Genomic DNA, 20,156 nt, shown 5'->3' on the forward strand with positions numbered 1-20,156 from the left:
ATGCCGCTCGTCGTCAGACGTCGATCTGGGGCGGTGTCAGCGCTTCTTCACGTTCGACACGGCGTCCTCGGAGTGGCTGACGCCCTCCCGCTTGTCCTTCTTGTCGGCGCGCTTCTCCTTGAGTGAGCGGACCGCCGTCTTGGCTGTTCCCTTTTTCGCTGATTTCTCTGCCATGGTGGTGCCTCCGTACCTGGACCTCGATGGTCCGGTCGCTGGAGCCTAGGCGCAACGGGCCCCGCCGCACGCCCCCGCAGGCGGGTTGGCAGCTTCGGGCCCGGCCGTGTCGGTGCCGGACGCTACCGTGGTCCCCGCGCATCCGCCTCCGACCCGCGCGCCCCGCCCGCCCCGAGACCCAGGTGACCGACATGAGCGACGACCTCGCCGACCGCCCCCCGACTCCGCCCTCACCGGCCGCGACGCCCTCCCGCAGCGACCGTCTCGACGACCTCCCCTTCACGTCGAAGCACCGCCGCCTCCTCGTCGGCTCGGGCGTCGGCTGGGCCCTCGACGCCCTCGACGTCGGTCTGCTGTCGTTCGTCATCGCCCAGCTCGCGGTGGTGTGGCGCGATCAGGCCGGTCAGCTGGCCTGGGTCGCCTCCGCCGGCTTCGCGGGGATGGCGATCGGAGCCGCGGTCGGCGGTTCGCTGGCCGATCGGCTCGGCCGCAAGACCGTCTTCGCGCTGACCCTGCTGCTCTACGGGCTGGCGACCGGCCTCTCGGCCCTCTCGTGGTCGGTCGGCGTCCTGCTGGTGCTCCGGTTCGTCGTCGGGCTGGGTCTCGGGTCGGAGCTCCCCGTCGCCTCGACGCTCGTCAGCGAGTTCTCGCCGCGCCGCATCCGCGGTCGCGTCGTCGTGCTGCTCGAGGCGTTCTGGGCCGTCGGCTCGATCGGGGCCGCCCTCGTGGGCTTCCTGGTCATCCCGACCAGCGACGACGGCTGGCGCTGGGCTCTGCTGATCGGGGCGGCGCCCGCCCTCTACGCCGTGTTCGTCCGCCTCCGCATGCCCGAGTCGGTGCGCTACCTCGAATCGCGGGGGCGTCACGCCGAGGCCGAGCGCACGGTCCGCGACTTCGAGGAGGCCGCGGGCGTGGCCGCCCCGGCGACGATGCCATCGGAGGAGGCGCGGGTCGTCGCCTCATCGCCCCGCACCTCGGTCGCCGAGCTCTTCGGCGCCGGGATGGCGCGCCGTACGGTGCCGATCTGGATTGTCTGGTTCATGACCAACTTCTCGTACTACGGCGCCTTCGTCTGGCTGCCGACGCTGCTCGTGGCGCAGGGATTCCCGCTCGTGCGCTCGTTCGAGTACGTCCTCATCATCACCCTGGCGCAGCTGCCCGGCTACGCGGCCTCGGCCTGGTTGATCGAGAGATGGGGGCGTCGGGGCACGCTGGCGTCGTTCCTGCTCGGCTCGGCGATCGCGGCCGGGTTCTTCGGCTTCGGCGCGGTCAGCGGCAGCGTGACGCAGATCCTGGTGTCCGGGATGCTCCTGTCGTTCTTCAACCTCGGCGCGTGGGGCGCCCTCTACGCCGTGACCCCCGAGCTCTACCCGACCGCCCTGCGCGGCACCGGGGCCGGGTGGGCCGCCGGCGTCGGCCGCCTCGCCTCGATCGCAGCGCCGCTCTCGGTGCCGCCCGTGCTGGCCCTCGGCGGTCCGCCGACCCTGTTCGTGGTCTTCGGCGCCGTGTTCGTGATCGGGGCCGTCGCCGCGACCCGGCTCCCCGAGCTGCGCGGCACGAGGCTCGCCCGATGAGCCCGCGCAGGCGTCGCCGACCCCTGACCCGTCGTCGCGCCGTCGGGCTGGCCGTCGTGCTGCTGGCCGGGGTCGTCCTCGTGGCGTTCCCGCGCCTCCTCGACGGGGGCGCCGGCGGGGGATCGGGCGATGGCCCCGGCGGGGGAGCCGTGCCGACGAGCGTCCCGACCGAGGCGGCCGAGGCCGTGGTCGAGCGGGTCGTCGACGGCGACACCGTGGTGGTCCGCGTGCAGGGCGAGCGGGAGCGCATCCGGCTGATCGGGGTGGACACCCCCGAGACGGTGAAGCCCGACGCGCCCGTCGACTGCTTCGGACCCGAGGCGAGCGACGAGACCACCGGTCTGCTGCCCGGGGGGTCGACGGTCTGGCTCGAGTCCGACGCCTCGCAGGGCGACGCCGACCGCTACGACCGGCTGCTGCGCTACGTGTGGGCTCCCGACGGCACGATGCTCAACGAGCATCTGATCGCCGACGGCTTCGGTCGCGAGGACACCTACGACGACCCCTACCGCTACCGCTACCGCGACCGGTTCGTGGCGGCCGAGGCCGAGGCCGAGCGCGCCGACCTCGGCCTCTGGGGCGCCTGCCGATAGGGCCCGCGGCGGGTCGCCGTGCCCTCGGTGGGGTCAGCGCGGACCGGCCACGGTCGACGCGGGCGAGCCGGCGCCGGACGTCGTCGCCCTGCGGAGGCCGGGCCACCAGAACCGGTCGCCGAGCACGAACACCAGGGCCGGGACGAGCACCGTCCGCACCACGAGGGTGTCGAGCAGCACGCCGATGCAGACGATCACGCCGACCTGGGTCAGCGCCACCACGGGCAGCACTCCGAGCACGGCGAACACCGCCGCGAGCAGGATCCCGGCACTCGTGATGACGGCCCCGGTCGACGCGAGCGCCCGGATCATGCCCTCGCGGGTGCCGTGGACCAGAGCCTCCTCGCGGGCCCGGGTGGTGAGGAAGATGTTGTAGTCGACTCCCAGGGCCACCAGGAACAGGAACGCGTAGAGCGTCACCGCCGTGTCGAGCGCGGGGAACCCGAGCACGTTCTGGAACAGCCACGTCGACGCCCCGAGGCTGGCGAAGAACGTCGCCAGCACCGACGCGATGAGCAGGACCGGAGCGACGAGCGAGCGCAGCAGCACCGCGAGGATGGCGAAGACGATCGCGAGGATGATCGGCGCGATGAGGTCGATGTCGGCCTGCGCGGCGGTCTTCGTGTCGTAGGCCGTCGCGTCGCTTCCGCCGACCAGCGCCTCCGCCGTCTCGCCGCCGTCCTCGGCGTACGCGGTGCGCAGGCGCTCGATCGTGGCGAAGGCGGCGTCGCTCTCCGGCTCGGCGGTCAGCTGCAGGTCGACGCGGGTGAGTCCGCCCGACGTCTCGGCGGCCGTCGCCGTGTCGACCCCGTCCGTCCCGGCCGCGATCGCGGTCGCCCGGTCGCTCGCGGCCGACGGCACGAGCACGGTCGTCCGACTCGTCAGACCGGCCGAGAACGAGTCGTCGACGATCTTCTGCGCGGTGACCGACTCGGGGTCGCCGAGCAGCTGATCGGTCTGCGAGAGTCCGACGGTGTATCCGCTCAGCCCCAGGCAGAGCACCGCGATGCCGGCGACGGCCGACACCGCCACGACGGCCGGACGGCGCGAGACGCCCCGACCGAGACGGTCCCAGAACCCGCGTCGGGGGGCCGTGCGGCGGGTGACGCCTCCTGCGCTCTCGGCGGCGTCGCGCGAGACGTCGGCCGGGTCGACCGGGCCCACCGAGGAGGCGCGGGGCACGAAGGGCCAGAAGAGCCCGCGACCGCAGACCACGAGGGCCGCCGGCAGCGCCACCAGCGCGAAGACGATGGCGATGACGACTCCGACGGCGCAGGCGAAGCCCAGCGCCCGGTTGCCCGAGAGCGAGGCGAGCAGCAGGGTGAGGAGGCTCAGCGCGACGGTGCCGCCGCTGGCCGCGATGGCCGGGCCCGCGCTCGTGACCGCGGTGCGCATGGCACGGTGCCGATCGGGCTCGCGCAGCAGCTCCTCGCGATAGCGGGCCACGAGCAGCAGCGCGTAGTTCGTGCCGGCGCCGAAGACCAGGACGGAGAGGATCCCCGAGATCGACGCATCGATGGTGATGCCGAGCGGCGCGGCCAGAGCGGCGGCGACGCGCCCGGCGAGGGCGTCGGCGGTTCCGACGACGGCGAGCGGGACGATCCAGAGGACGGGGCTCCGGTACGTGACGATGAGCAGCACGGCGACCACGATCACGGTGACGAGGAGCAGTCGGAAGTCGGCGCCGGCGAACGCGTTCGCGATGTCGTCCTGGAACCCGATCGGGCCCGTCAGAGAGGCCTCCAGACCCTTCGGCAGATCGGCCCCCGCGGCGTCGCGGAGGGACGTCGCGGTCGCCGCCACGTCGGCGTCGGCCTCGTCGGCGTCGAGGGGCACGGCCACGAGCGCGGCCGTCCCGTCGTCGCTGATCTGCGGGCGCACGGCCTGCGGCGTCGTCGACAGGTCCGCGAGCGCGCCGGCGCGCTCGTCGATCGCGGCGAGGTCGTCCGCGTCGAGGGTGTCGCCGCCGTGGCTGAACACGAGGATCCCCACGGTCGTGTCGGCGCTCGGGAAGCGCTCGAGCAGGGCCGTCACCTCGGCCGACTGGCTCGAGGCCGGCACGCCGGAGGGGGGTGCGGCGTCGCCTTCGCTCGAGGGCAGGAAGGCGAAGAGGAGGGCGACGGCCACGGCGGTGGCCGCGAGCACGGCCCAGGCGGCACGGGGGCCGCTCACGAATCGGGCGAGGGTGCGCACGGTGATCCTTCGTTCGGTGAATGTCTTAGCTGCTAAGACTATTGCCCATCCCCGGGTCGGTGCGCAAGAATCGAGGGGCAGGAGGCCCGATGCCCGACCCGACCCACCCGACCGACCCGACCCCCCAGACCCGACCGATCGACTCGACCCGACCGACCGACTCGACCCGCTCGCCGCTCGCGGACGACATCGTCACGTCCATGCAGCGGCTGACCACCGAGTCGCAGAAGGTCGCGCAGGCGTTCGCGACGCAGCAGGGCCTCGGGCACATCGACCTCGAGGCTCTGCTGCACGTCATGCAGGCCGAGCGGGGCGGCGACCCCGTCACGGCCGGCCGCCTCGGCGAGCTGCTCGGCGTCACCTCGGGTGCGGCGACCGGGGTCATCGATCGTCTGGAGCGGGTCGGCCACGTGCAGCGCAGTCGCGACGACGCCGACCGCCGCCGGGTCCTCGTCCGCTACTCCGACCGGGCCCGCGCCGTGGCCGGCGCCTTCTTCGGCCCCCTCGGCGTGATGAGCGACGAAGTCATGTCGGGATTCGACGAGGCGGAGCTCCGCACCGTCCGCCGATTCCTCGACGGCATGTCGGCCGCGATGGCCGAGCGGGCGCGCGAGGTGGGGCGCTCCGCCTGAGCCGACCCGCGCCTCCTCGGCGGCAGCGGGTAACCTCGTGCGGGTACTCGGAAGGCAGGTGGCACGTGACCGACCACGTCTCGGCGCTCGACCTCTTCTCGATCGGCATCGGCCCGTCGAGCTCGCACACCGTCGGACCCATGCGGGCCGCCCGGCAGTTCCTGCTGGCGGTCGAGGCCGACGGCCGACTCGCCGACGTCGCGAGGGTCGAGGCCGTCCTGTACGGCTCGCTCGCCGCCACCGGCGCGGGGCACGGCACTCCCTCGGCAGTCCTCGCGGGTCTCGCCGGGATGGAGCCGGAGTCGTGCGACCCCGACGTCGTCACCGGGATGCAGAGCTCGGTCGAGCACGGCGGCGGTCTGCGCCTTCTCGGGCGGCACCAGATCGCCTTCGCGCCGAACGACCTCCGCATGGCGCCGCTCACGCGCATGCCCCGGCACCCGAACGCCCTGAGCGTCGAGGCCTTCGACCAGGCCGGTGCGACCATCGCGCGCGAGGTCTACTTCTCGGTCGGCGGCGGTTTCGTCGTGCGAGACGGCGACGACGACGAGCACGCCGTCCCGACGGCCGAGGCGCCCTTCGCGTTCGTCGACGCCGACGACCTCCTGCGGCTGTGCGACGCCGAGGGGGCCACGATCGCCGAACTCGCCTGGCGCAACGAGGTCGCCCTGCACGGAGCCGAGGGCGCCGCGGTCGGTCTGGCCTCGCGCTGGGCGGCCATGCAGGCGTGCGTCGACGTGGGCCTCGAGGCGACGGGCGTCCTGCCCGGCTGGATGAAGGTCCCGCGCCGCGCCCGCCAGTTCGCGACGATGCTGCGGCAGCACGAGCAGCGGGCGACCGGCTACGCCCTCGGCGGCTCCGCGCTCGAGCAGGGCCGCGCCTCCTCGCTGCTCGTCTCGGACCTGCCCGCGCAGTGGTTGCAGGCCTACGCCATGGCCGTCAACGAGGAGAACGCGGGCGGCGGCCGGGTCGTCACGGCTCCGACCAACGGCGCCGCGGGCATCATCCCGGCCGTCGGCTACTACGCGATGCGGTTCCACGGGGCGACGGTCGACGAGCTCGCCCGCACGTACCTGCTGACGGCGGCGGCGATCGGATCCCTCTACAAGCGCAACGCGTCGATCTCGGGTGCCGAGGCCGGCTGCCAGGGCGAGGTCGGGTCGGCCTCCTCGATGGCGGCCGGCGCGTTGACGGCCCTCCTGGGAGGCACGCCCCGGCAGGTCGAGAACGCCGCCGAGATCGCGATGGAGCACCACCTCGGCCTCACCTGCGACCCGGTCGGCGGATTCGTCCAGGTGCCGTGCATCGAGCGGAACGCCATCGCGGCCGGCACGGCCGTCGCCGCCGCCCGGATGGCGCTGCTGGGCGACGGCAGCCACGTCGTCAGTCTCGACACCGTGATCGAGACCATGCGGCAGACCGGGCGCGACATGAAGGACAGCTACAAGGAGACCAGCCGCGCCGGTCTCGCCGTCAACGTCATCGAGTGCTGAGGGGTGGCCGGCCCGGCGGCTCGGCCGGCGATGTCGGCGGCCGCCGTTAGCCTCGACGCATGACCCCGCCTCGCCGACCCGCCACCCGCTCCGTCGCATCGGTCGAGCACGGCACGGACGCACCGCGACTCGACCCGGTCGACCCCCGGGGGCTCGTCGACCTCGGCACCGATCTGCTCGGGGCCCACGACTCCCGCGAGCTCGAGCGCTACATCGACGCCGACCTCACCGACCGCGACCTCGAGGGCACGTCGTTCAGCGACTGCGTGTTCGAGTCCCCGCGGCTCGGGGCGACCCGCCTGCGCGGCGCCCGGTTCGTCGAGTCGGTGCTCAGCGACTCGTTCGCCCCCGAGCTCGCGGCCGCCCGGAGCACCTGGCGCGACGTCCGCGTCGAGCGCCCCCGGTGGGGTTCGGCCGAACTGTTCGACGCCGATCTGCGGTCGGTCCGCCTCGTGGGCGGCAAGATCGATTACCTCAACCTGCGGGGCGCTCGGCTCACCGACGTCGTCATCGAGGGGTGCAGCATCGGCGAGCTCGACCTGAGCGGCGCGACGACGCTGCGGGTGGCCCTGGTCGACTGCCGGGTGGGTGCGCTCGACGTGACCCGCGCCTCCCTGACCCACACCGATCTCCGCACCACCGACTTCTCGCGCATCGACGGTCTGGCGGGGCTCTCCGGCGCCACCATCGACGACCTCCAGCTGTCGCTGCTCGCCCCCGTCATGGCCGCCCATCTGGGGCTGGTCGTCGACTGAGGGCGTCGCCGTGCGACGCCGTGCTACGCCCACGTCGAACACCGGTGCTGCGCGGGGGTCGCCGGTGCTATCGTCGCAGCCAGAGCAACGCGCTCCGGGGTCAGTGCAAATCTGAACCGGCGGTCACAGTCCGCGACCCGAGGCCTCTCGTCACCGAGGGGCCGAGGTTGAACCGGTGGAATCCCGGTACCGACGGTCATAGTCCGGATGAGAGGCAGCGCGGGCCCGACGACTCGTCCGCGAGCCGCGGGCCGAGGCGACCCCGCGTCGCGTCCCCGGAGAGCACCACGCCGACCGGAGGACGCCATGACCCACCCCACCGCCACAGCCCGCACCGCGCGCGCTGCCGATCCCGCCGCCGCGTCGGCTGCCGCGGAGGCCTCGCCGTCGGCGGATCGCGACGTCGTCGGGCGCACGCGCGGGGCGGTGGTCTGACGTGTTCACCGGACTCGTCGAGGAGCTCGGCAGCGTCGTCCGCGTCGACGATCAGGGCGACAGCGTGCGGTTGACCGTCCGCGGCCCCCTCGCGGTCGCCGACGCCGATCACGGGGACTCCATCTCGGTCAGCGGCGTCTGCCTCACGGTCGTCGAGCACGACGCCGAGACCTTCACCGCCGACGTCATGCGGCAGACCCTCGTCATGAGCACGATCGGCTCCTTCGGCCCCGGCGACGCCGTGAACCTCGAGCGCGCGGCGCGTGTCGGCGACCGTCTCGGCGGGCACATCGTGCAGGGGCACATCGACGGCACGGCCCGCGTCGTCGAGATCGAAGACGGCGACGCCTGGCGGCGCGTGCGCTTCGACCTCTCCGCCGATCTCGCTCCGCTGCTGGTCGACAAGGGCTCGGTGACGCTCGACGGCGTCAGCCTCACGGTCAGCGCCATCAGCGAGCCCGGCGCCGAGCAGGGCTGGTTCGAGGTGAGCCTCATCCCCGAGACCCTCGCCGTCACGACCCTTGGCGCCAAGACGGTCGGCGACGCGGTCAACGTCGAGACCGACGTCCTGGCCCGTCATGTGAGGCGCATGCTGCGTCTCGACGCGATCTCCGCCGAGGCGCGCCCGTGACCGGCCCCGTCGAGAGCGTTCCGACCGCGACCGCCCCCGCTCCGCCGATAGACGCCGAGGAGGCGCGGGTCGACCGGACTCCGGCCCTCGCCTCGATCGAGACCGCGCTCCGGCACCTCCGGCGCGGTCGCCCCGTCATCGTCGTCGACGACGAGTCGCGCGAGAACGAGGGCGACGTCGTCCTCTCCGCCGAGCTGGCCACGCAGGAGTGGCTGGCGTGGACCGTCCGGGTGTCATCCGGCTTCATCTGCGCCCCGATGACGAACGCCGAGGCCGACCGCCTCGATCTGCCCCCGATGGTCGCGCGCAACGAGGACGACCGCGGCACGGCCTACACGGTGAGCGTCGACGCGGCGTCCGGCGTGACCACCGGGATCAGCGCCTCCGACCGGGCCACGACCCTGCGCGCGCTGGCCTCGGCGTCGAGTGTCCGCGACGATCTCCACCGCCCGGGTCACGTCATCCCGCTGCGCGCCCGCGACGGCGGGGTGCGCGAGCGCGACGGTCACACCGAGGCGTCGGTCGACCTGATGCGGGCGGCGGGTCTGCGCCCCGTCGCGGCCATCAGCGAGATCGTCGCCGACGACGGCGAGATGATGCGCCTGGCGGGTCTGCTCGAGCTCGGCGCCCGCGACGGGGTCCCGGTCGTGACCATCGCCGAGCTGATCCGCTGGCTCGGCGACCGGGATCTCGACGATCTCGGCACCCCCGACGACACCGGCACCCCCGACAGCACCATCACCCCCGACGACACCGGCACCCCCGACAGCACCATCACCCCCGACGACACCACCAGCGAAGGAGACCGCGCATGAGCGGCGAAGGCTCACCCACCGAACTCGAGGTCGACGGCACGGGGGTGCGCGTCACCATCGTCGCGGGCACCTGGCACCAGTCCATCAGCGACGGCCTGCTGGCCGGAGCGCTCGCCGCGGCCGAGCGTCTCGGAGCGACGGCCACGGTGCTGCGCGTCCCGGGCAGCTTCGAACTGCCGGTCGTCGCGAAGGCGGCGCTCGAGAACGGCGCCGACGCCGTCGTCGCCCTCGGCGTCATCATCCGCGGAGGCACCCCGCACTTCGAGTACGTGTCGGACGCCGCGACGTCCGGGCTGCTGCGGGTGAGTCTCGACACGGGCAAGCCCGTCGGCTTCGGCGTGCTCACCCTCGACGACGAGCAGCAGGGACTCGACCGCGCCGGTCTGCCCGGCTCCAAGGAGGACAAGGGCGCCGAGGCCACCCACGCCGCCATCGCCACGGCGGTGCAGCTGAGAACCCTCGCCGCCCCGCGCGCCTGACCCCGCGCCTCCTGACCCGCGCCTCCTGACCCGCGTCGGCCTGACCCGCGCCGGCCGGCCCCGCGCCGGCCGGCCCCGCGCCCGGTGGGGCGGGTCCGGCCCGCCGGGCGACGCGACCGGCGGCGGTCGGCCGCTACGCCAGGACCTCGTCGAAGAACGCCCGCATCTGCGCCCACGAGCGTCGGTCGGCGACGGCCTGGTACTGGGCGCCGTGCTCGGGCGAGTCGACCTCGGGCACGGCGAACGCGTGCATGGCGCCGCTGTACGTGACGATCTGCCAGTCGGGCGCTCCGGCGTTCCGCAGCTCGTCCTCGAAGGCGACGACCGCGTCGTCGGGCACGACCGGGTCGGCAGAGCCCGTCATGACCAGGATCGGCGCGGTCACGGCGCCGGGCAGCGCGGGCGCACCGGTCGACAGCCCGCCGTGGAACGAGGCGACCGCCGCCACGGGGGCCCCGGAGCGAGCGAGCTCGAGGGCCGCCGAGCCTCCGAAGCAGTACCCCATGACGGCGATGCGCTCGGGGTCGACCCCCGGCTCGGCCCGCAGGCGCTCGAGGCTCGCGAGCAGGCGGGCGCGGAACGCCTCGACGTCGCCGTACCAGCGACCGGCCTCGGCAGCCGCGCCCTCGGGTCCGGGCCGGACGCCCTTCCCGTAGACGTCGCCGGCCAGCGCGACGTACCCGAGGCGGGCGAGCATCCGAGCCCGCACCTTGACGTGGTCGACGACGCCGAACCAGTCGTGGATCACCAGGACGCCGGGCCGCAGCTCGGACGTCGACGTCTCCGACGGCCCCGAGGAGGCACGGGCCGGCCTGGCGAGGAACCCCTCGAGATCGGTGGTCCCGTCGCGGTAGACGACGTCGCCGGCCTCGACGCCACCCGGGTCGGGCACGGTGGCGAGCAGTCGTTCGAGGTCGGGGGAGAGGGTCTGGGGGGAGTCGGTGTCGGTCACGTCGTCACGGTACTCTCGAGCTCAGCCGACGAGCCGGGTGACCGCCTGGCGGACGACCACGCAGCGTCGTTCGTGCGGGCCGGTGTGCAGGTTCGAGGCGTCGGGGGTCACGAACCAGGCGAGGACGAGGCCGAAGACCATCGTCAGCAGCTCGTCGGCGTCCCACTCGGAGGGGATCGCGCCGGCCTGCTGCGCTTCGCGCACCGCCTCGCGACGTGCCTCCAGCTGGTCGTGGTCGACGACTCCCGGGCTGGGCAGCGAGGCGCCCTCGATCTGACCCCAGAGCAGCAGCCGTGCGTCGTCGGGGTTCGTCGCCAGGTGGTCGTACAGGCGCGAGGCCCATCGCGGCAGGTCGTGCGCGTCGAACGGGATCGCGGCGAGCCACCGGTCGATGCTCTCGCCGAGCGTCGCGTCGAAGAGCACGCGCTTGGTGCTGAAGTGCGCGTAGAGGCGCTCCTTGCTGGCCTCGGCCTCGCGCGCGATGGTGTCGATGCGCGCTCCGGCGAGTCCGCGGGCGGCGAACTCCGCTCGCGCGGCATCGAGGAGGCGCTCGCGCGGTGGTGTGGGGCGTCGGGGCATCCCCAGATCATAGGTGCGGCGAGGGTCGGCCCGCGCGTCGATGCGCGGGCCGGCCCGACCACGCCGTCCGCATCGAGGAGGCGCGGTGTCAGCGACCCCCGCCGGTCGCGTCGGCGGCCCGTGCCATCGGCACATGGGGGATGGCGTCCTCGATGAACTCGTCACCGTCGACGACGAACCCGAAGCGCGCGTACCAGTCGGCGAGGTGGGCCTGGGCGTCGAGACGGATCAGCCGCCCCTCGCACTCGTCGACGGCTCGACGCATGAGCTGGGCGGCGAGCCCTCGGCCACGGGCCCTCGCGGCGGTGGCGACGCGGCCGATCCGGCGGTCGTCGCCGTCGTGCAGCACGCGGAGGGTGGCGAGCACTGCGTCGTCGCTCTCGGACCACATCTGCAGGGCGTCGGGCTCGAGGTCGCGCCCGTCGAGCTCGGGGTAGGCGCATCGCTGCTCGACGACGAAGACGTCGACGCGGAGGCGCATGAGCGAGTAGAGGGTGGCGGGTGGCATCGCGGCGAGTCGGGCGGTGCGGTGGGTGACGTTCACGGGATCAGGGTATCGGCGGCCCCCGACACGGCCGAACGGGTGAAGCTGGCGGGGGTAGACGGGTGATTCTGCCCCCCTGATGACCCCGTCGAGCGCGACGGTGTGATGGTCTGGGGTGTCGTGCCCGACACGGCATCCCCGTCCGCCCCGACCGACCGACCCCCGCGCGTCCGCGTTCGCGCCTCCCGGAAGACCGATGACCACCGCCCACCCCCGACCGAACAGCCCCGATTCCCCCGACGCCGGCGCCGGCGTCGCGAGCGCGTCGCCCGACGGCACCGATCCTCTCGCCGTGGTCGACCCCACCGACCCCATCGACGTCAGGGATCCGCTGGACGCTCCGAGACCGGCGGGCGGGTTCCGCAGCCGCGTCGTCGTCTTCGGCGACGTGCTCGACGACATCATCGTCACCGCGACGACCCCGATGGTCCGCGGCACGGACACCGACGCGCTGATCCGGCACCGGGCCGGCGGCGCGGCCGCGAACACCGCGGCGTGGCTCGGCTCGCTCGGCACCGAGGTCGACTTCGTCGGACGGGTCGGGATCGCCGACCGGCATCGGCACGCGCAGCTGCTCGCGGACGCCGGGGTGGCACCGCGGCTGACCTACGACGCCCATCATCCGACCGGGACGGTCGTCATCACCGTCGACGGCGACGAGTCGTCGATGTACACCGACCGCGGGGCGAGCGCGACCCTCGACCCCGACGAGGTGCCCGACGAGCTGCTGCGCTCGGCGGCCGTCCTGCACGTCACCGGCTACTCGGTCGTCCACTCGCGGACGCCGGTCCCGCTCCGCCGTCTCCTGGCCCGCGCGCGCGACGCCGGCGTCGCCGTCTCGGTCGATCCGGGCAGCAGCGGGTTCATCGACCGGTTCGGCGCCGAGGCGTTCCTCGAGACGGTCCAGGGCGCCGATCTGCTCTTCCCGAGTCCCGCCGAGGGGCGTCTGCTGACGGGCCTCGACACCGAGCACGAGATCGCCGAGTCCCTCGCCGGTCGGTTCGGGGTCGTCTGCGTCGTCCGGGACGACGGAGGCGCGGTGCTCGCCCGTCACGGCCGTCCCGTCGTCGACGTGGCGACCCTCGCCACGCGGATGGTCGACCCGGTGGGTGCCGGAGACGCGTTCGTCGCCGGCTTCATCGACTCGTGGCGCACGAACCGCAAGCCCGGCGTGGCCGCCCGCCGGGGCGCCCGTGCCGCGGCCCGCGCGTTCGCCGTCACCGGCGGCCGCCCGCCCGCCTGAGGAGCGTCGCCTCCGCCTGAGACTCGCGCGCCGCCGGCCGGGCCTCAGTGAGCGGTCTCGGCCCGGACGGTCAGCGTCTGCACGCGGGGCGGGGACTCCGGCGTCAGCCGGATCTCGAAGCGGAGCAGCCCGCGGCGGCCCGCGCGGCGCCAGACCAGATGCGACGGGGCCTTGGACTCGTCGACGGGGGCGTCCGCGACCGTGCCGCGCGCGCCTCCTCGGTCCTCCGCCGGGGCGTCCCCTGCGGCGTCGATCCGGGCGATGCCGCCCACCGCGGCGACGGCCTCCGCCCACTGCCGACGGCGTCGTCCGAGGGGCACGTCGAGCTCGATGTTCTCGGCGAGCCAGTCGCCCGGCTCGTCGTCGCCGAGCACCAGCCCCTCGACGGCGTCGCGGGCGGCGAGCGTCTCGGGCCACGGGGCCGTCGCGACGCGCGACGAGGCCGTCTCGGCCAGCAGCCCGTCGAGGGCGAGGGTGACGGGCACCGACACCTGCGCGTAGGTGGCGTTCTCGAAGCCGATCGCTCCGACGCCCGTGGCGGCGTGCCACCGCATGTGGGCCGAGAAGCCGGGGTACCCGCCCGAGTGCGAGACGATCGCGCCGTGATCCGGGTGGTGCTCGACGAAGAGACCGAGGCCGTACCCGCCGGGGTGCGCGCCGAGGCCGGGGACGAACCGCTGGATCTGCTGCATCTCCCGGCGGGAGGCGCGCGAGAGGACGCCCTCGTGGTCGCCCTCCGCCTCGGGGTCGAACGCCGAGCCGAGCCAGCGCGCCCAGCGCGCGAGGTCGTCGGTCGTGCTGAAGAGCCCGCCGATCGACGAGAACGCGCCCGGACCCGAGAACGGCAGGGGCTCCCATCCGTCGCCGACGCGTCGGTGTCCGACCGCGAGGCCGCCGGCGGCGTCGACGTCGGTCGTGAAGCCGGTCGAGGCGAGTCCGAGCGGTTCGAGGACGTCGCGCTCGATCACCTCGCGGTACGTCCGACCCGCGGCCTCGGCGATCACGCGGCCGAGCAGGGCGTATCCGAGGTTCGAGTAGGCGAAGGTCGTGCCGGGCACGCTGTCGAAGGTCAGGCCCCGCCGGAGGACGGCGTCGAGACCGGCGTCCGTCAGCGACTCCTGCCGGTCGCCCCACGGGTCGTCGGTGGGGAACCCGGCCGACATCGTCGCGAGCATGCGGATGGTGGGCACCGGCGAATCGGCGGTGGGCAGCGCGACCTCGCGGAACGCCGGGACCCAGTCGGTGACGGGCGCGTCGAGATCGACCTCGCCGGCGTCGCGGAGGGCGAGCAGCGCGGTCGCCGTGAAGCTCTTCGTGCACGACGCGATCCGGTACGCCGTGTCGGGGCCGGGCCTGCGTCCGTCGAGCGTGCCCGACGCGCCGCGGTGGGTCACGCCGTCGCGGTCGAAGGTGGCCCAGACGGCGCTCGGGGCCTTCCGCTCGGTCTCGCGGGCGGCGAAGACCGCGTCGATGCCGGAGGCGCGGGTCGAGCCGGTCACGACTGCTCGGTCTCGACGGGCGTCCGTCGCATGGTCTCGTACGCGTCGAGCGCTGCCCGGCGCGAGGCCTTGAGGTCCACGAGGGGCTCGGGGTAGTCGTCGTCGTCGACCTCGGGCACCCACTGACGGATGTAGTCGCGATGCTGATCGAACTTGCTCGCCTGCAGCACCGGGTTGAAGACCCGGAAGTACGGTGCGGCGTCGGCGCCCGATCCGGCCGTCCACTGCCAGTTCGCGGGGTTGTTGGCCTCGTCGGCGTCGACCAGGGTGTCCCAGAACCAGGCCTCGCCGACCCTCCAGTCCACGAGCATGTTCTTGATCAGGAAGCTCGCCGTCACCATTCTGACGCGGTTGTGCATCCAGCCGGTCGTCCAGAGCTGCCGCATGCCGGCGTCGACGAGCGGCACGCCGGTGCGGCCGTGCCGCCAGGCGTCGATCTCGCTCTCGGGCACGTCGGCCCAGGGGAAGCTCTCGAACTCGGGTCGGTAGCTGACGGTCGCGAGATCGGGCGACGTGAAGAGGATGGTGTGGTTGAACTCGCGCCAGACGACCTCGCGGAGGAACGACTGGGCGCGTTCGCGCGAGGCGTCCGGCAGGGCCCCGCGCATCCGGTGCCAGATCTGGAACGGGCTGATCTCGCCGAACCGGAGGCGCGGCGACAGCCGACTCGTCGCCTCCTGCGCCGGGAAGTCGCGGTCGCCGTAGTCGGCCAGGGCCCCGGTCGCGAAGTCCTCGAGGGTGTCGAGGGCGGCGGCCTCGCCCGGGGTCCAGGTCTCGCGGAGGCCAGCGGCCCAGTCGGGGCGGGTGGGGAGCAGACCCCAGTCGTCGAGGGCGTCGCTCGCCACCGACGCCGCCGGTGCGGTGAGCGACCGGGGCTCGTCGAGCGGCTGACGCGGCTCGGGGCGATCGAGGCAGGCTCGGTAGAACGGGGTGAACACCTTGAAGGGCTGACCCTGGCCGGTCTGGATCGTCCAGGGCTCGAACAGCAGGTTGGCCTGGAAGCTGTCCGCGACGACTCCGCCGTCGCGCAGTCCCGCCTTGAGACCGGCGTCGACCTGACGGGGCCCGTGACCGTACCGACGGTTCCAGAAGACGGCGCCGGCGCCCACGTCGGCGACCAGCTGGGTGATCGCGGCGGCGGCGGCGCCCCGTCGCAGCGTCAACGTCACGCCGATCGCGCGGAGTGACTCGTCGAGGGCCGCGAGGCTGTGGTGCAGCCACCATCGCGACGCACCGCCGAGGGGCCGGACCCCCTCGGATTCGTCGTCGAGCACGTAGACGACCACGACCGGCTCGCCTCGCTCCATCGCAGCGTGCAGGGCGGGGTTGTCGGCCACGCGGAGGTCGTCGCGGAGCCAGACGATCGAGGGTGCGCTCACGCGGGGTTCTCCTGGTCGGTGAGGGGTGCCGGACCGCCGCCGGCGAGCAGCCGGGTGCAGAGGTCGGTCAGGGCGACGAGATCGTCGTGGGGGAGGCTGCCGCCCACACGGCGGCGGATGGTGGCGGCGTGGGCGACGGCGGTCCGCCGGTAGAGCTCGTAGCCGTGGTCGGTCAGGGCGACGATGATGCCGCGCGCGTCGGCCGGGTCGTTGAGCTTCTCGACGATGCCTCGGGCGGTCAGGCGGTCGACCATGCGGCTGATGCTCGGCTGCGTGAGCAGCAGGTGGCGGGTCAGATCGCGGATGCGCGCCCGGCGCTCGGGCTGGTTCGACAGGTTGAAGAGCACGTCGTACTCGTTGAACGAGATCTCCTGAGTCGGGAAGCAGTCGTTGAGCTCGCGCATCACGCTCACCTGCGCGCGGAAGAGGGCCTCCCAGGCCCCGACGGCCACGGATGTCTCGCTCATCTCCACCTCGCATTCGTTTCCGTCGAGTCTACGAAGGCAGAGGGGCGCCGTCCCGCCACGCGCCGGTCGATGCGCGGGACGACAGAGGGCCGGTCGCCTGACGGCGACCGGCCCTCTTCCCTTGCACCAAGAGTGTCCTGCGTTCTCGTTCCACCTCCGCCGCCACAGCAAACGACTTCGGTTCGCACAACCTATAACGAATCGGTAACGGGGGTCTAGTCCTCAAGCCAAGGATTCGCTGGGAACCGTCGCCGCGCCTCCTCGGGGAGGCGCCGCGGCGGACCGTCCGGTCTCAGAAGACGTCGGGCGACGGGGTGGAGGCGTGTCGGATCGACACGTCAGCGTGGCGGTCGAACCGGTAACCGGCGCCGCGCACGGTGCGGACGATGTCCTCGAACGCGCCGAGCTTCGACCTGAGGCGTCGCACATGCACGTCGATGGTGCGCTCGTTGGGAACCTCGTCGTCGCCGTCGGCCCACAGGCTCGAGATGAGCTCGGCCCGCTCGATGGTGCGGCCCTCGCGCAGGACGAGGTACTGCAGCAGCTCGAACTCCTTGTAGGTCAGAGGAGCGACGTCCCCGTCGAGCAGCAGTCGCTTGCGGGAGATGTCGACGACCACGCCGCCGCGGGCGCCGGGCTCGTCGTCCTCCTCGACCTCCTGACGGCGCGCGGCGAGGGCCGAGGGGTCGTGCAGGGCCAGCCGCACCACGTCGACGTCGCGGCCACCCGAGTCGCTCGGAGCCAGGGCCACGGCGGCGTGGGTCTCCGCCGAGGGGGCGATCGAGCTCACGAGCGCCTTCAGCTGCGAGACGATGGCGCCGAGGTCCGTGCCGTCGGCGGCGGCCTTGAGCTCGTCGATCCCGACGTAGAGCACGAACCCGCGGGCCTCGGTGCCCTCGGGCACGGCCCGGCGTCGAGGCGACGCCGGGGGAGTCGCGGCGGTCGGGGCGGGGGAGGCCTCGTCGAGGGACGGGGCGGCGCTCAGACGACGGACGGGCGGGATGCTGCGGGCGGCGGTGACGGGACGGTCGAGGGTGAGGGACATGGGTACGCGGATCCTTGCGTGCGGGTGAGAGGTACGCCGCCGACGGTGACGCCATCGTTCGTCGGGGGTGCCGCTCGGTTCGTGTCGGTGCCCGCTGCCGGTCGGGCAGGTCGCGGGCGGTCGATCCCGGAGGATCGAGGGGATGCGCGTCGGAGTGGTGACGCGGGTTCATCCGGGAGTCGGCGGCTCAGCAGCGGGGTGGGGCTGCGAGCTCAGCGTGCTGCGGAAGCAGCGGCGACTCGGCGAGGTGTGGCCGGATCAGGCGCACATTCGACACAGGACGGCGTGCATCGGCATCATCATGCCGGTGCTCCCGGGGGCCTCAACGGAGGTCGGGATGAACACGCTGTCAGTCATGGGCTTGATTGTGTTACAGCGTGCGTCGCGCTGTCAAGCGCCACGCGGTATGAGGCCTGGCGGCCCGGGACGACGAACCGCGCCCCCGGGATCGGGGGCGCGGTCGAGGAGCACCCGCAGGAGGCGCGGGTCGGCGGGCGCGGGTCAGGCGAGCCCGTAGAGGCGGTCGCCCGCGTCTCCGAGCCCGGGGACGATGTAGCCGTTGTCGTCGAGGCGCTCGTCGACGGCGCCGAGCACGACGTGCACGTCGCGTCCGGCCATGGCCTTCTCGACGGCGGCGAGGCCCTCGGGTGCGGCGAGGATGCAGACGGCGGTGACGTCCACGGCGCCGCGGTCGAGCAGGTAGTCGATGGCAGCGATGAGCGAGCCGCCGGTGGCGAGCATCGGGTCGAGCACGAAGCACTGGCGGTTCGAGAGATCGTCGGGCAGGCGCTCGGCGTAGGTCGTGGGCTCGAGCGTCTCCTCGTCGCGCACCATGCCCAGGAACCCGACCTCGGCGGTCGGGACGAGCTTCGTCATGCCCTCGAGCATGCCGAGGCCCGCGCGCAGGATCGGGACGACGAGCGGACGCGGCTGGCTGATCTCGAGACCGGTGGTGGGGCCGACCGGGGTGACGATGTCGACGGGCGTCGTCCGCACGTCGCGCGTGGCCTCGTAGGCCAGGAGGGTGACGAGCTCTTCGGTCAGGGCCCGGAAGGTCGGTGACGGCGTGTTCTCGTCACGGAGCACGGTCAGCTTGTGGGTGATCAGGGGATGGTCCGCTACGTGCACTCGCATAGGCTCAACGCTAGCGGAGTCGACCGGCCCGCACCGCCGTCAGAGAGGCCGCCGAGGCGTGATCGCGCATCCCCCCGTGTTCGACGACTGGATGGGCCTGGCGCTCGCCGAGGCCGATGCATGCCGCGTGTCGGACGACGTCCCCGTCGGCGCCGTCGTCGTCGACGCGTCGGGCGTCGTGATCGCCACGGGGCGGAACGAGCGCGAGCTGCGGCGCGACCCGACGGCGCACGCCGAGGTGCTCGCGCTGCGCGAGGCCGCCCGCGCGACCGGCGACTGGCAGCTCACGGACGTGACCCTGGTCGTGACCCTCGAACCGTGCCCGATGTGCGCCGGGGCGATCCTGGCCGCGCGCGTGCCGAGGGTCGTGTTCGGCGCCTGGGACGACAAGGCCGGTGCGGCGGGCAGCGTGTACGACATCGCCCGCGACCGTCGTCTGCCGCATCGGTCGGAGGTCGTCGCCGGCGTCCGCGAGCCCGAGTGCCGCGCCCGTCTCGACGACTTCTTCGCCGCCCGCCGCTGATCCCGGTACGGCGTCGGGCGCGACCGCCGAGGAGGCGCGGTGTCAGTCCGCGGCGCGGATGACGATCGCGTCCGTGGGCGGGTCGACGCGACCGGGCCGGACCCACACGTCGGGCTCGACGTAGATGACGCGGGCGATCGGCACGGCGGCGCGGATGCGCGTCTCGACGGCGTTGATGGCGCTCGAGACGTCGGCCAGGACGGTGCGTCCCGGCATGGCGACCTTGACGCCGACGAGCAGCTCGTCGGGGCCGAGGTAGAGGGTCTTCATGTGGATGATCGTCTCGACCTCGGGTCCGTCGGTGATGGCGGCGCGGATCTTCGCGACGTCGTCCGCCGAGGCGCCCTCGCCGACGAGCAGGCTCTTCGTCTCGATGCCGAGGATGACCGCGACGGCCACGAGCAGGACGCCGATCGCTAGCGTGCCGATGGCGTCGAAGACGCCGTCGCCGGTGATCCAGGTCAGGACGACGCCGATCATCGCGAACGACAGTCCGAGCAGTGCGGCGGCGTCCTCGAGCAGCACGACGGGCAGCTCGGGCGCCTTCGCGCGGCGGACGAACGAGACCCAGCTCTGCTGGCCCTTGCTCGGTCGCGACTCGCGCACGGCGGTGCGGAGCGAGAAGCCCTCGAGGGCGAGCGAGACGGCGAGCACGAGGACGGGCAGCCAGGGCACCTCGAGCGGGTGGGGCTCGCGCAGCTTCTCGACGCCCTCGTAGAGCGAGAACACCCCGCCGACGCTGAACAGGATGATCGAGACCACGAACGCGTAGACGTACCGCTCGCGCCCGTAGCCGAACGGGTGCTCGGCGTCGGCCGCCTTCTTGGCCTTCCGACCGCCGAGCAGCAGGAGCACCTGGTTGCCGGAGTCGGCCAGCGAATGGACCCCCTCGGCGAGCATCGACGACGAGCCCGAGAAGGCCCAGGCGATGAACTTCGTGACGGCGATGCCCAGATTCGCGCCGAGCGCCGCGATGATCGCCTTGTTGCCGCCGGAAGTGCTCATGTCGTCGATCCC

General features: G+C 73.3%; 21 protein-coding genes, 1 pseudogene and 1 riboswitch. Of the genes and pseudogenes, 11 read left to right on the top strand and 11 right to left on the bottom strand.

Annotated elements, in window-relative coordinates; translation table 11 throughout:
- Positions 1–36 precede the first annotated feature (36 nt).
- Positions 37–174 (bottom strand): hypothetical protein, encoded by a 138-nt coding sequence (locus ASF17_RS15825; RefSeq protein WP_200913432.1) that lies wholly within the window; start codon positions 172–174, stop codon positions 37–39.
- Between the two features lie 191 nt (positions 175–365).
- Between ASF17_RS15825 and ASF17_RS04110 the strand changes: the two genes are divergently transcribed.
- Together ASF17_RS04110 and ASF17_RS04115 are read left to right on the top strand one after the other, a co-directional pair.
- Positions 366–1,748: an MFS transporter gene (locus ASF17_RS04110; RefSeq protein WP_055798116.1), complete on the top strand. Its 1,383-nt coding sequence runs from the start codon at positions 366–368 to the stop codon at positions 1,746–1,748.
- Positions 1,745–2,341 (top strand): thermonuclease family protein, encoded by a 597-nt coding sequence (locus ASF17_RS04115; protein WP_055795706.1) that lies wholly within the window; start codon positions 1,745–1,747, stop codon positions 2,339–2,341. Before ASF17_RS04110 ends, ASF17_RS04115 begins: the two co-directional genes overlap by 4 nt.
- A 33-nt stretch (positions 2,342–2,374) precedes the next feature.
- On the opposite strand, the gene ASF17_RS04120 is transcribed toward ASF17_RS04115, so the two are convergent.
- Positions 2,375–4,534, bottom strand: a complete 2,160-nt coding sequence (locus tag ASF17_RS04120) for an MMPL family transporter (RefSeq protein ID WP_055795707.1) — start codon at positions 4,532–4,534, stop codon at positions 2,375–2,377.
- Positions 4,535–4,623: 89 nt separating this feature from the next.
- Between ASF17_RS04120 and ASF17_RS04125 the strand changes: the two genes are divergently transcribed.
- The 7 genes and pseudogenes from ASF17_RS04125 (at position 4,624) to ribH (ending at position 9,774) form a co-directional block, all read left to right on the top strand.
- Positions 4,624–5,166: a MarR family winged helix-turn-helix transcriptional regulator gene (locus ASF17_RS04125; protein WP_200913433.1), complete on the top strand. Its 543-nt coding sequence runs from the start codon at positions 4,624–4,626 to the stop codon at positions 5,164–5,166.
- Between the two features lie 65 nt (positions 5,167–5,231).
- Entirely contained in the window at positions 5,232–6,659 is a 1,428-nt protein-coding gene (locus tag ASF17_RS04130) for an L-serine ammonia-lyase (RefSeq protein WP_055795710.1), read from the top strand.
- 59 nt (positions 6,660–6,718) lie between these two features.
- Entirely contained in the window at positions 6,719–7,414 is a 696-nt protein-coding gene (locus ASF17_RS04135; RefSeq protein ID WP_082475051.1) for a pentapeptide repeat-containing protein, read from the top strand.
- A gap of 86 nt (positions 7,415–7,500) precedes the next feature.
- Positions 7,501–7,638, top strand: a riboswitch (FMN riboswitch).
- An 82-nt stretch (positions 7,639–7,720) separates the two neighbouring features.
- Positions 7,721–7,849: a hypothetical protein gene (locus tag ASF17_RS16085; protein WP_255354987.1), complete on the top strand. Its 129-nt coding sequence runs from the start codon at positions 7,721–7,723 to the stop codon at positions 7,847–7,849.
- Between the two features lies 1 nt (position 7,850).
- Positions 7,851–8,480, top strand: coding sequence for a riboflavin synthase (locus tag ASF17_RS04140; RefSeq protein ID WP_055795713.1), 630 nt, complete (start codon positions 7,851–7,853; stop codon positions 8,478–8,480).
- A 47-nt stretch (positions 8,481–8,527) separates the two neighbouring features.
- Positions 8,528–9,175: pseudogene (gene ribB, locus ASF17_RS04145) on the top strand (3,4-dihydroxy-2-butanone-4-phosphate synthase); the annotation flags it as partial.
- A 116-nt stretch (positions 9,176–9,291) separates the two neighbouring features.
- Positions 9,292–9,774, top strand: a complete 483-nt coding sequence (gene ribH / locus ASF17_RS04150) for a 6,7-dimethyl-8-ribityllumazine synthase (RefSeq protein ID WP_055795715.1) — start codon at positions 9,292–9,294, stop codon at positions 9,772–9,774.
- 133 nt (positions 9,775–9,907) lie between these two features.
- Here ribH and ASF17_RS04155 read toward each other — a convergent pair whose 3' ends face one another.
- The 3 genes from ASF17_RS04155 to ASF17_RS04165 form a co-directional block, all read right to left on the bottom strand.
- Positions 9,908–10,726 (bottom strand): dienelactone hydrolase family protein, encoded by an 819-nt coding sequence (locus ASF17_RS04155; RefSeq protein ID WP_055795717.1) that lies wholly within the window; start codon positions 10,724–10,726, stop codon positions 9,908–9,910.
- 21 nt (positions 10,727–10,747) lie between these two features.
- The gene (locus tag ASF17_RS04160) at positions 10,748–11,305 is read right to left on the bottom strand and encodes a TetR family transcriptional regulator (RefSeq protein ID WP_055795719.1); all 558 of its coding nucleotides are present in this window, start codon (positions 11,303–11,305) and stop codon (positions 10,748–10,750) included.
- Between the two features lie 88 nt (positions 11,306–11,393).
- Positions 11,394–11,849, bottom strand: coding sequence for a GNAT family N-acetyltransferase (locus ASF17_RS04165; RefSeq protein WP_235476363.1), 456 nt, complete (start codon positions 11,847–11,849; stop codon positions 11,394–11,396).
- A 196-nt stretch (positions 11,850–12,045) separates the two neighbouring features.
- Between ASF17_RS04165 and ASF17_RS04170 the strand changes: the two genes are divergently transcribed.
- Positions 12,046–13,092 (top strand): carbohydrate kinase family protein, encoded by a 1,047-nt coding sequence (locus ASF17_RS04170; RefSeq protein ID WP_082475053.1) that lies wholly within the window; start codon positions 12,046–12,048, stop codon positions 13,090–13,092.
- A 44-nt stretch (positions 13,093–13,136) separates the two neighbouring features.
- Here ASF17_RS04170 and ASF17_RS04175 read toward each other — a convergent pair whose 3' ends face one another.
- The 5 genes from ASF17_RS04175 to upp form a co-directional block, all read right to left on the bottom strand.
- Positions 13,137–14,591, bottom strand: coding sequence for a serine hydrolase domain-containing protein (locus ASF17_RS04175; RefSeq protein WP_055795721.1), 1,455 nt, complete (start codon positions 14,589–14,591; stop codon positions 13,137–13,139).
- Complete coding sequence (locus ASF17_RS04180; protein WP_055795723.1) at positions 14,588–15,970, bottom strand: cryptochrome/photolyase family protein; 1,383 nt, start codon at positions 15,968–15,970, stop codon at positions 14,588–14,590. Before ASF17_RS04180 ends, ASF17_RS04175 begins: the two co-directional genes overlap by 4 nt.
- Positions 15,967–16,437, bottom strand: a complete 471-nt coding sequence (locus tag ASF17_RS04185) for a MarR family winged helix-turn-helix transcriptional regulator (protein WP_055798130.1) — start codon at positions 16,435–16,437, stop codon at positions 15,967–15,969. Before ASF17_RS04185 ends, ASF17_RS04180 begins: the two co-directional genes overlap by 4 nt.
- 292 nt (positions 16,438–16,729) lie before the next feature.
- Complete coding sequence (locus tag ASF17_RS04190; RefSeq protein WP_082475055.1) at positions 16,730–17,482, bottom strand: winged helix-turn-helix domain-containing protein; 753 nt, start codon at positions 17,480–17,482, stop codon at positions 16,730–16,732.
- 501 nt (positions 17,483–17,983) lie between these two features.
- Positions 17,984–18,616: a uracil phosphoribosyltransferase gene (gene upp / locus ASF17_RS04195; protein WP_055795725.1), complete on the bottom strand. Its 633-nt coding sequence runs from the start codon at positions 18,614–18,616 to the stop codon at positions 17,984–17,986.
- Positions 18,617–18,707: 91 nt separating this feature from the next.
- Between upp and ASF17_RS04200 the strand changes: the two genes are divergently transcribed.
- Positions 18,708–19,139, top strand: coding sequence for a nucleoside deaminase (locus ASF17_RS04200; RefSeq protein ID WP_055798136.1), 432 nt, complete (start codon positions 18,708–18,710; stop codon positions 19,137–19,139).
- 42 nt (positions 19,140–19,181) lie between these two features.
- On the opposite strand, the gene ASF17_RS04205 is transcribed toward ASF17_RS04200, so the two are convergent.
- The gene (locus tag ASF17_RS04205; protein WP_055795727.1) at positions 19,182–20,144 is read right to left on the bottom strand and encodes a cation diffusion facilitator family transporter; all 963 of its coding nucleotides are present in this window, start codon (positions 20,142–20,144) and stop codon (positions 19,182–19,184) included.
- Between the last annotated feature and the right edge of the window lie 12 nt (positions 20,145–20,156).

Source organism: Frigoribacterium sp. Leaf263, assembly GCF_001422285.1.
Lineage (GTDB): Bacteria > Actinomycetota > Actinomycetes > Actinomycetales > Microbacteriaceae > Frigoribacterium.